This window comes from Mesorhizobium calcicola (genome assembly GCF_042682105.1).
Taxonomy (GTDB): Bacteria; Pseudomonadota; Alphaproteobacteria; order Rhizobiales; family Rhizobiaceae; genus Mesorhizobium; species Mesorhizobium calcicola.
The window spans coordinates 1-10,791 of sequence record NZ_JBHUGY010000043.1 but is presented as its reverse complement, the minus strand read 5'-3'; the positions used below and the strand labels follow the sequence as shown (position 1 = coordinate 10,791).

The 10,791-nt window shown below is 55.1% G+C and carries 7 protein-coding genes and 1 pseudogene; 2 read left to right on the top strand and 6 right to left on the bottom strand.

The annotated features are described in order from the left end of the window. Positions 1-192: 192 nt before the first annotated feature. On the top strand, positions 193-459 hold the full coding sequence (locus tag ACFSQT_RS27115; protein ID WP_379023916.1) for a GntR family transcriptional regulator: 267 nt from the start codon (positions 193-195) through the stop codon (positions 457-459). On the opposite strand, the gene ACFSQT_RS27110 is transcribed toward ACFSQT_RS27115, so the two are convergent. The 6 genes from ACFSQT_RS27110 to ACFSQT_RS27085 all read right to left on the bottom strand — a co-directional run bounded on the left by ACFSQT_RS27110 (position 454) and on the right by ACFSQT_RS27085 (position 7,704). Continuing rightward, positions 454-783 carry a hypothetical protein gene (locus tag ACFSQT_RS27110; protein WP_379023914.1) on the bottom strand — a complete coding sequence of 110 codons (330 nt, stop codon included), beginning with the start codon at positions 781-783 and terminating at the stop codon, positions 454-456. The genes ACFSQT_RS27115 and ACFSQT_RS27110 overlap by 6 nt on opposite strands. Before the next feature lie 493 nt (positions 784-1,276). Continuing rightward, a complete protein-coding gene (locus tag ACFSQT_RS27105; protein ID WP_379023912.1) occupies positions 1,277-1,873 on the bottom strand; it encodes a hypothetical protein in 597 nt (198 codons plus the stop codon). A 3,067-nt stretch (positions 1,874-4,940) separates the two neighbouring features. After that, positions 4,941-5,105: a hypothetical protein gene (locus ACFSQT_RS27100; RefSeq protein ID WP_379023910.1), complete on the bottom strand. Its 165-nt coding sequence runs from the start codon at positions 5,103-5,105 to the stop codon at positions 4,941-4,943. Positions 5,106-5,864: 759 nt separating this feature from the next. Beyond that, positions 5,865-6,101: a hypothetical protein gene (locus ACFSQT_RS27095; protein ID WP_379023908.1), complete on the bottom strand. Its 237-nt coding sequence runs from the start codon at positions 6,099-6,101 to the stop codon at positions 5,865-5,867. Continuing rightward, positions 6,088-6,354 (bottom strand): hypothetical protein, encoded by a 267-nt coding sequence (locus ACFSQT_RS27090; protein ID WP_379023906.1) that lies wholly within the window; start codon positions 6,352-6,354, stop codon positions 6,088-6,090. Before ACFSQT_RS27090 ends, ACFSQT_RS27095 begins: the two co-directional genes overlap by 14 nt. A gap of 1,014 nt (positions 6,355-7,368) precedes the next feature. Next, entirely contained in the window at positions 7,369-7,704 is a 336-nt protein-coding gene (locus ACFSQT_RS27085; RefSeq protein ID WP_379023904.1) for a hypothetical protein, read from the bottom strand. Between the two features lie 1,873 nt (positions 7,705-9,577). On the opposite strand from ACFSQT_RS27085, the pseudogene ACFSQT_RS27080 reads away from it, so the two are divergent. Next, a pseudogene (locus ACFSQT_RS27080) lies at positions 9,578-10,463 on the top strand (IS630 family transposase). Positions 10,464-10,791: the final 328 nt, after the last annotated feature.

Below are 10,791 nucleotides of genomic sequence, written 5' to 3'. Positions count from 1 at the left end.
AGTCGGCGGATAGGGGCATTCCACAAATCCTATCTGAGATGCTCAGTTAGATATCTAGGGGTCAACGCTAGCCAATACCGATGAAGACGTCAATCGGAGCCAGATGATCCCGAAAAGTGGAATCCGGTTTTCTCGGACAAACGGTTTCCGTTTGTCCAGAGACCATGCCCAAACAAGTGACAGTGCGGAAACATGAAATCGACGAAAGCCACGCCATCGAACTCGCCTGATTCCCCGGGCGGGAAAACGGCGCTGTCGACGGCGGACGTCCTGCGCAGCGAGCAGGCATACGAGCAGTTGAAGAGCGACATCGTCGCCTGCGTCCTGTCGCCTGGCGAAGCCCTGACGGAGAAGCAGATCGAGGCCCGCTACGGGATCAAGAAGGCGACGATCCGCTCGGCGCTGGCCCGCCTCATGCAGGAAGGGCTGGTCAGGAGGCGAGCCGCGTCGTGGTTATAATTCATCACCACGCTGACCTTGCGCGACGTCAGCGAGATCTTTGACGTCCGCGCCTGATCGGCCGGAAGTGTCAACCACAAAGCGATGACGATCCCGAAGGCGAACTCCAAAACGATCGTCCACAGCCATACGGACGATGAGTAGTCGACGCCGGCTACCCATGCCAAGAAAATAACCGCAAACCAGGCCGCAGGATAAGCGGATGCGGCGCGGGAAGATCAAGATCGCCGCAGCACATATGGTGTAGAAGTACATCTCGAACTGCAGGGTCCATGCCGCCCATGCGGTTGTTGGGCTGGTCGATAAGAGAAGCAGCTTCCCCAATGGCTTTCGGGAATTCCCGGCGGGGGCTATCTCAGCTGTCGTCGTCAGGAGAAGGAGCGAAGCCACGGCAAACGCGACCCAATAGGCAGGGTATATGCGAAACACTCGCTTGACGGCAAACTCTCGGAAGGCGCGCCACCGTCCGACGATCACGGCTTTCCGCCAATCTATCGGCGGACAAGAACACCACGAAGCCTGAAATCACAAAGAACAGATCGACGCCGCCGGGCCGACGGCACTCACGAAGGGCTGCGCCAATGGACCGCATCGGAACCAAAGGCCAATAGATGTGAACTGGCTACCACCATCAATGCCGCGAGGGCTCGAAGCCCTTGGATGTTTTTGTAGATCATGCGGTCGCCGGCGTGACCTGGTCCCCAACGCGTTCAAATGTGGCTCGACGTTCTTTCTGGCTGCAAATCGAGATGCAAAGCCCTTGCCCCACTCATTGATCCAGTTCTCCCAAGCGTAGAAGGTCAGAGCAGCGATCGGATCACGTATTCAGCGTTATCCCAAGCGTCAGAGGCGAAGATCTCAATTGACTTAGGTTAGCACCCTGAACGGCTTTTGGTCGCGAAACAGGTGCGAAATGATCGGACTGTGCACCAGATAGACGGAATAGCTGATATTGCCGAGCCAGACGGTCGCTCTGTTCACCAAGAGTTTGAATGGAAAAAGGTATAGCCCAATCAAGAGGCATCCAAACATCAGTCCCGCCAGTAGGGGCCTCGCCAAATAGCACCGCCCCCTTGACAATCGCATAGAACTGCAGCGGCACGGACGCTAGCAAGGCCGCTCCAATCGCTCGTTTGTTTTTCCATCGGTCGGCGATAGGGACCATGTAGAACGCGATGATGCCGAACATGAACATCGGCTGCGCGAAATAATGAGTAAAGGATGTAAGACCGTGGGTCTGCAACAGGAAGCGATAGTCGAGCGAAAGACCCAAGCGCGATGGAGAGATGATCAGTCCGATGAGCGCCAGCAGGACGGACCTGGTCCTCACGTATATAAAGGGAACAGCAGGTAAAACGCCATCTCGATACCAATCGTCCAGCCAGCAAGGACGATTGTGATGTCTGATACCCATAGCCCGGCACGAAATTGAAAATGAACGACGCGTTGGCCAGTATCGTCCTTCCAATTGTAGGGAAATATACGGCCGGGTTGTAGAAGTAGGTAAAGACTACCATCACGTAAAAGAGCGTCTATGCGGAAAATCTTCGTAGCAGAAACCCAGATATGGTCTCGCTTCATTTTCATGCTTTGGCATTGTCAGACAGAGAGAGAAAGCACTTACAAGAAGAACAGATTGACGCCATGATGCCGCCTTTTGACAAATGGTTCCAACCACCAAGGGAGCACCAGCCGGAGACGGCATCTTTGCTACGTGACCCATCACGACCCAGAGGCGGCCAGGCCGCGTAACGCGCTGAGATAGGGGAACCGGTCCGGCTTTGTTGCGTCATTGTTGTCACGCGATCGATCCATGCCAACCGCCGGAAGCCCTATATGGATTTCAATTAGACGCAACATGGTTGCCCCATCAGACCCAAGCTGACCGAGATCAATTTTACTCCATGGATCTTTCACCGTACCTGCTTTGGCGAGGCTAGTGCTCAACAACTCTGAGATCGCGTGATATTCAGTATCTTGGATGCGCCTGATGTCCGACTACGCCCATGCAGCCCCCCAAGGTACGGCACCGAGAGGGAGTAGTGCCGCGGTTCCGAGGGACGCATCACATATAACGGTCATGGTCTGCGACGGCCGGCTCCAGGGTTAGGCGCCATTGATGCGCCACGCCACACTAAGGTCCACACACGCGTTGAGCACGGTGTGGCGTAAGATGTTCTCACCGCTGAGCTGTTACAAGACACCGTGACGATAAACCGACCGTTAAGCCCTACGCCAACCTACATGCGTGCCTGCATCGCCGTGGACACGGCTGGCGCAGTCGTGCTGCCGATGCAGGATGAATTGCGTGTCCTTGGCCATGGTTGCCGTGAAGATGAGATCGCCACCCTACTCTTCTCCCGAAAGAGCAGGCGGGATATGAACAACTCATCCTCCAGCATCGCCGACATCTGTCGATGAGGAGACACATTGAATTGCGTCAAGGCAAGGTCACGGAGCTGTCGCTTGAGACCGAGCCCTTGGTAAAGGCTTTTTGACGCGTCGATCGCCTGCTCTGCTCCGATATGCTTAGCCGAGGGAAGCAGCCCCGAACTGGCGCTCAGACAGCGTACCATGTGGAGCCCAACCGGGACATTGCGGCACGCATACCTCATGGTCCTGTGCAACTCATACAGGGTGTGAAAAAGTCCAGCGTGATAGACGAAAACTGTTTGATGTGCCAACTGCCAACCTGTCCCAAGACACGCCGACCGCCGCCATGCCCCCCATATCAGATGGGATAAGCGTATGTAATGTCCAGAGAGCCAGGCTCATCTACCCTGATCATATGCTTGCTGCTCTTGGGGTGGCTGATGCGTCCGATATGAGGCATCAAGCCTGTCCGTGTCAGCGCCTGCCGCAGCGAAGTACTGCCGGGTGCGATGGTACGGTTCCTTCCGCTATCGAGATGAACTGATTGGCCCCGCAAGCCCGCATGTGGTGAACAACGGCAGAGCATAAGCTGGTCCGATTGCTCGGTAGTCACCGCCGTTGGGTGAACACCGTCGGACCGCGTCCTGCGACCTTGTACTTTCAGAGGCGGATGAACGAGTTGATCATGATTGTAAACATCAACCAGTATCGTTCCGTATTTTTTCTGCAACGTCCACGCATGATTATGACGTAGTTCTTCTGCCGATTGCCTTATCGCAGTACCAGAGAGGGACTGCGTAGGATCGGGTTCGTGTCTGGAGGATGGGACTTTGCCATTCGTAGCGACAATATCTCTACGATGACTCCAGGTTGCCGCGCGATATATTTCCGGTGGTGTAGCCGGCTGTTTGGCGCGTCATGATGCCGTGATTGCATAGTAGACGATATCATGCCGTGCTGACGCCATCTTGCAGCAGGGTGGAAGCCCGAGCCATCCGTCCCCTCAAGCATCTGATGACTTGAGCGCGACCACTAACAGCCCCGATTAGTCACGGTGATAGCGCGGTCGAACAGAAGTAGTCGTTTAGAAAGTCTCAAGTTTGTAAGTCGGCGGCTCCGCAGTGATGATGGGGAAACCAGAACAGTCGGATCATATCCGACCATCGTGCTGTCGCCGAGCACTCGATTTCGAGCTGGCACACGACAAGACCGTTCCCATCATCACGACAGGCAAGCTTGTTTATTCCGGCACCATCAGCCGCAGCGGCGTCGATGTAGGTAGGCGCGAACCTGTCCCGGTGTTGCTGAAAAATAGGCGTGTCCGACGGCTATTCGCGACAGAAGCATGGTGTTGGCAACGATTGCCGGCGATAGCTATCCGGGTAAGGCCGATCGAGAGTCGCGTCTTGCTCGATCACAGGATCGAGCGTGTTTGAATACGAACGTTTTGCCAGCGCTCGCCGTCGCCTTGCTGGACACGAACACTCGTGACCCTTCTGCATGGTGCGTGACGTCCGCGCATCGCGGCTCAGGTACCATTGGCCTTCACTGGCCGTGTAGATGCCGTTTTTTTTGTGGCATCACTCTGTTTTTTCACCACCACCCTGTCACCGACTTCGGTCAGCACACACCGTCGATGGTCTGCAATCCATAAAGATTGGTGTTGCTGGTGGTCGCCAGGCGCACGGTTCGCGCTCGCCGGTCAACAGGCGAACGGCGGCGGTTGCAGGTCGGGCATAAGATTTGCTCCATGAAAAAAGCCCCGTCAAAGCGAGGCTTGGAAAGATGTTTTCGAGTTCGGCGGTCCGCATTGCCGTCTGCCTGGCGCGCGGCTTCAAGAGCACAGGCAGCGCATCTCTAAGACCCTAGACATCGCCTTGGCAGTTCATGCAGAAATTGTAACAAGTTTACCTTTTGAGGTTTGGCGGAGTTCCCGGAGGCAGTCCCCTTAACCTTGGCTAGGACCTGGCCCATAATATGCCAATCAACCTCGAGGTCCGACAATTCCTGGTTTGAGTATGTCGTCCTCTCCACCGAGGAAAAGAGGCTTCTCATAGCCAATGCATTGGTCATAGGCTGGCTGCGCCCCGCCGGCCGCCAGCCAGTCTTCATACAGGCTGGCAGCCAGCGCGGGCATCTGCGTTTTCTATGACCAGGTCGTCGTGGAAGGTTTCGATATTGGCAGGAATCTCATGCGCCTCGCCAGTACCCGGCTCAAACAAGAGCACGCCAGGCTGTCCTTCCTCAAGCCGCTGACTGTCAACTGCAAACACCGAGCCTTACCACTCGTAGCCGAAGCAAGTGATCCGCCCATTGGCTTCCGGGAACCCAAGACCAATCCTTGCCTCCAGGCTGGCATATCCTGTGCCCGGATGATCCGATACAGACCCTGCTTGAAAGAAGCGCCCCCGAAACGGAGAGCAACTCATTCAGGCCGGGGATTCCGGTATCCACGGCAGGTCTGCCAGCATCAGCCGCACCCTGCTGTCGATGGGGAAATTTTGTCGGAATGCTTCGAACACTATCGTTCTCCAATCGACAAAGTCGGTCCCATTTGCAGACCGCCAAAGTACTACACGACTTCAGCACTACTTATTGCCGCCGCCGAGCGGTACGATGTTGCGGAAGGCAGATCATCAAGCACATCGAAAGCGCGCTCCGATATCACGAGGTTCAGCTTCTGGTTGATACCGAGTCATCGCAACTTGCCCTGCCATCTACCTTGAGCCACACAAACGGGGGTAGCTCAACATCGGGTTGCATCTCGCGAAAATCCTCGGATGTGGTCACTTCCGCATAGGCGAAGGTGGCGCCTGAGACACCGATCGCGAGCGCCCGCGCATGGCTTCTTCGGTCACGAGGAAACAGGGAAGGAGGTACGATCGAGTCGCCAACCCACCCCTCCACCTGGTAAACAAGCCTACTCACACAGGGGGATGGACGCTTGTGTCCATGACAGTGCCCTCGCCCAGTCCGCCTGCGACATCGGGTTTGACTTCAAAATATCTCATCAGTCACCTATCGGCGGGTCATCACTCTTGAAGCAGTGGCAGAACCTTTTCGTCCAGGAATTTGAGACGCCCACCCAACATTTCGGCGTTGGCGGGGTTCGCCGGAACATTGACAGGAATCAGCTTCGCAACGGGCTTCCCCTTCCGGGCGGCTTCAATCCATTCTTCCATGGCGCCAATGTATCCATCCAGCGCCTCATACGGAGTTCTGACGTCGTCGCCTGGCATGTAGGCTGGAGGCACATCACCGACGATCACCCATATCCATGCCGGTACATCCGGCCTTCCAGGCGAAATCTCGAAGAGAAAAATGTATACTATGCACCTCGGCACCATATCCAAAATACTCCGCCTTGATATTCTTCCACCACTCAAACAATTTAATGTATTCACGGGCATCGCCAAGGGCAGCGGTCAAAATTGTCGTCCGCGTCCGGTCGTCCGCCGCAAGCGGCAAACGACTGACCTTGCTGAGATCTGGGGCATTGCATTCATACTCCGTCTCCACCAATTAAGTTCTTCTTGCGCCATCGCCTCTTAGCCCAGCGCGCAAATCCCCATTATCTTGATGACGCCTTATATGGTCCTCCCGGGAACGAGGCCTCACATTCAATACGTGATCCCCCCCACCATCGGCCAACGGTAGATCATAGGAAGCATCCCATAAGACGAAACTAACTCAGCTCCGATTCTTGCGGTCCATCGGGCATCTTGGCACGCTTCCAACGGCGAAGTTTTTGTATATCGCGCCAAGCATGCCAGCCCAAGGGCAAAATCCGCCAACTGTGCAACAGTTTGATCAAGCTCTACGACCTCGTACCCAAGGCCACTAAAATCAAGTCATCTTGATCAATCTCAGCCTCATCTCCATAGAATTGCCACGACTCGTCATCGTCATCACGTGCATACATCCGCAATCCAACCATGCACTACGGATTACTTACGCAGTAGATATGACGCTAATGGATCTTGGAATTTCCAAATGCTCATATCATTACTCTCTGGGAATTATCCCCTTGACGTACGCTACGGAAGTACACTGCCCATATATTCGCATGACAAGAGCAAGACGCCCACGCTTTCACGGCTCCGCGACTTCTGTCGCCCGGTCTGGACTGACGAGGCTTGCCTCCAGCACATATTCATGGACGTCGCTCCTTTGGCATGAAACACCTGAGTGCGCGAAGTGCTCACGTGTCGACGTTCCATCGCTGTCATGGGTGTACCGCGCATTCGCCTGTCTTTGGTCTCATCGATAACAGCTATACCAACTTTTTTGTCGTTCGTATTGCGGCGCATCACGTGCACCCGACCGACCACCGGGCACCGTCCTGTTGAAGATATACCCCGTACGCACCGCTAAGCAATCGTGGTCCTATTAGCGCACACGATGCTATCTGTTCGTACACGACACGCCACACGGCGTTATCAGGGCAAAGACGCTTCAGCGCCAGCTCTTAGGGACCCCGTGACCTATCAAGACGGCATGACGCGTATGGGCATGAAAAACTCCGTGACCCGCTTATCAGGTGTCGCTTGCAGACACTTTCAGATCCGATGCATCCAGCCACGTAGAACTGGATGCGGCGTATGTGGGCGCGGTTATATCGCACGCATAGGCAAAGCAGTCGGGCGGGCTCGCGGCGCTGTCCTGCGCAAGACCATCGTCACACTGGTCAAGAAAGAGCGCGGTGGCGGACATGCGACGCGGATCGTGATCGCCGAACGTCAAGAAGGCCACGCTGCGCTGACCGTAAGCGCTTCGTCCAATGTCGAGGAGGCCGGTCGAAAAAAGGGTGTCTCGACCCTGACGAACCTCAGTCGTATGGGTCTTACTGGACGGGTGCATGGCTATGTGCATCGGCTCCGTGCCGCATGGCGAGAAAATGTCTGGTCTGGCTTACGACTGACCGACGGCGATGACCCATTCGACCAACCATGTCGACAAAGCTGTTCTGGATAGCTGATTCAAGGTTTCGTAGACGCTCGACCACATTCACTTGTGTCGGCCGATAAAGGTACAGTGGAGACCGCTCTACAACCTTGTCGCGAGTTCATCTTGTCCGTCGAACCCACCGCGTGTGATGCAGAACGCTGAGTGTTCGATATTCTGCATATCGCTTGGGCTCGTGTTTGAGACCTGTTGAGGCCTGCACAACACGAAGGCGGCCTCAGCCAATGGGCCACAACGCACACACAGCGGAGTGCGTTCCTGTTGAGAGAAATAAATCCTCACCAGGCGCGCCGATTTTAAGGCTTCGAAAGCGACAAATGGCTTCATCCATAGGCTCAGCCCCTGCTTCTGGTCTCAAAGAGCGCGTAAGGTACACCATGTGGGCTCAGCCAGACACAAACGTGGTAGATATCGTGCCTCACCGGAAGACCACGGGGTTCGTCCGGCTGAACTCGGGTGTGTAGCCGTCACGCCACTGTTCGCTACTGGGCTACCTGATAGTTCTTCACATTTTCCACAGCATCAAATGAAGACGACGGAACGTCGAACTGCGGCTTAGCGGGTTCGCGTATCTTTCTGACTCTGCCTGAAGATTATCAGCTCCATTCGACACGAATCAAAAGTTCCGTGTTTCCCGAACTGCGGAAGGCGAAAATTCGTCTCGCGCATCTTGGAGAGTGATATGTGGGCAAAAACGACCCTCTACGTTCAACAGAGGAAAAATCTGTTTTTGACAACCCCGAAACCGGTCAGAAGAGGAGACACGTCGACTGGGCAAGGCGTTCTGGGGATTGCACTTAAGGTGGTCTCCGGGAAGATGGAAGACGCTGTCCACGTGTCCATGAGACGGCGCAACAGCAGCGAGTGATCGGCAAGATTGATGGGAACGCGGTTCTGCGAAACAGCAGCCGGTAAATCGCCGGAACCCGGATCCGGTAAGGACTATACAATCCTTTCATAAGGCCGGATATTCGGTTGAGATATTCAAAATGCAATATCCAAGCTTGATCTCGGGACATTGAGTCGGCTATCAACTTTAAAAGAAGTGGCGTGAAGGGGAAGAAATCCAACCTAGTTGTTCTTCGTGCGAGGGAACCCCCGTTCTCCGCGGCGGAGCCGTTTACAGTTCGCGGCTATCACGCGATCATCATTGGGATTTCTGAGTGCTGGAAGCCAGTGCGAAGGATGAGATCGTAGGCCAGCACCGCAATCCTCAACAGCGCTGCTTTGATTGCGGTCGATCTCGATATGAACGGCTAGTCAAGCGTTTTGGCGCGCCAGACGGCAACCCGCGATTTGCAAACTAGGATTTGATATTTGTATGTTGCGATCCTGTCATGACATCCAAGCGCCTTGAACATGCCATGTCTTTCATTGAAAATGAGTGGTCCGTGCGTTGCCAAAGGCCGCAAGACGGATGTGGCTCAACATCGATAATCATCGGCTTACAAGCTATCGATAGTGCTTGGTGGATGGACGGGACTTGAACCCGCGAACCTCTCGCTTAGCAGGCGAGCGCTCTAATCCGCTGAGCTACCATGGACCGATAATAGTCCGTCCAGAGCGTCAATCATCTACGTATCTCAAGGGGATAATTCCTTACTATTTGTTTGATTTGTCCAATTCTCAAACCTAGAGCACGTCCCGCGATCAATGAATCGATTGGTGATGTGACGTCGGGCTTACGCGGGTGATCAACATCCACTTTGATGAGGTGGATGATGGAAGAGCACTGAGCGACGATCTTCGATCGCGGGTCTTGAAGGCTTCGGACGCGGGCATGTCTGCCCGGCAGCGGCGGCGCGGTTCGTGCGTCGGCATATCTGAGTGCAATCCGGTGGGTATCGCACGGGCGAAGATCGGCGAGCGGACGCCGCACGGCGCAAGGCCGTCGACGCGCGTCCATGCCTCGATGCGCATAAAGCACTTCATCGTGGGGTTGATCGATGAGCGCAAGACATCACGCTGAACCGAGATGGTAGAGCGGCTGGCGGTCGAGCGATCGGCTCGGATCAGTCGCAGCGCCTTAAGCGCCTGGCTTGGCCGGCAACGGCTGGACGTCTCAAAAAGTCCGCACATGCACTGGAGCAGGATCGTCCCGACATCCTGAAGCGCCGTCGTGCGTGGTTCGACGGCCAACTCGATCTCGATCCGGCAAAGCTGGTGTTCATACGATGAAACTGGACTATCGACCAAATGGCCGCTGCGGGGCGTGCGCCATGCGGTGAGCGTTGCCGGGCGGGCGTGCCGCACGGCATTGGAAAACCACCACCTTCACCGGCGCACTGCGGCTGACGGGCATGACCGCCCCGTTCGTCTATGACAGGCGCCATGAACGGCAACGTATTCCTGGCCTATGTCGAGCAGGTGCTGGTCCCGACCCTGTCGGAGGCGACATCGTCGTGATGTGACAACCTCTCCGCCCACAAGGCCGCCGGCGTTCGCGATGCAATCGAGACGACCGCGCGAGGCTCATGTTCCTGCCGCCCTACAGCCCCGACTTCAATCCGAGTCGAAACGCCTTCTCAAAACTCAAGGCTCTTATGCGGGCCAAAGCCGAGAGGAACAATCACAGCCCTGTGGACCGCAGTCGGATCGCTCGTCGACCTCTTCACCCCAGCCGATGCCAGAACTACTTCAAGGCCGCAGGTTATGACCCAGATTAACCGGACCGTGCTCTAGCGAGAATCTGAAATTTTGTAGCTGTTTGATCAGGTGATTTCGTCTTGTTCGACAGGGTTAACTGGGTCAATATGATCATATGAGTAACACCTTTCCTGCTTTGATTTGATGCAATTACCTACTATTCCACTCTTGAATCTGACCGTAGAGAACCACCGTTAATTTCATATTTTCCTTAAATATGGTTATTCTCTGCTTCTTTGTTGGGGTTTGTTGCCTGGAGCAACGTTGGGAGGATCTTCCAAATGTGCATACGGCCTCCTTATTTCTTCTGCCTTAGCCAGGCGAACCGCAATCTTCTTCTGTCCTAGT

Excerpts from the sequence above, each read along its gene's own strand:
- ACFSQT_RS27115 (WP_379023916.1), top strand. The coding sequence starts at position 193 with ATGAAATCGACGAAAGCCACGCCATCGAACTCGCCTGATTCCCCGGGC.
- ACFSQT_RS27105 (WP_379023912.1), bottom strand. The coding sequence starts at position 1,873 with ATGGGTATCAGACATCACAATCGTCCTTGCTGGCTGGACGATTGGTAT.
- ACFSQT_RS27085 (WP_379023904.1), bottom strand. The coding sequence starts at position 7,704 with ATGCACATAGCCATGCACCCGTCCAGTAAGACCCATACGACTGAGGTT.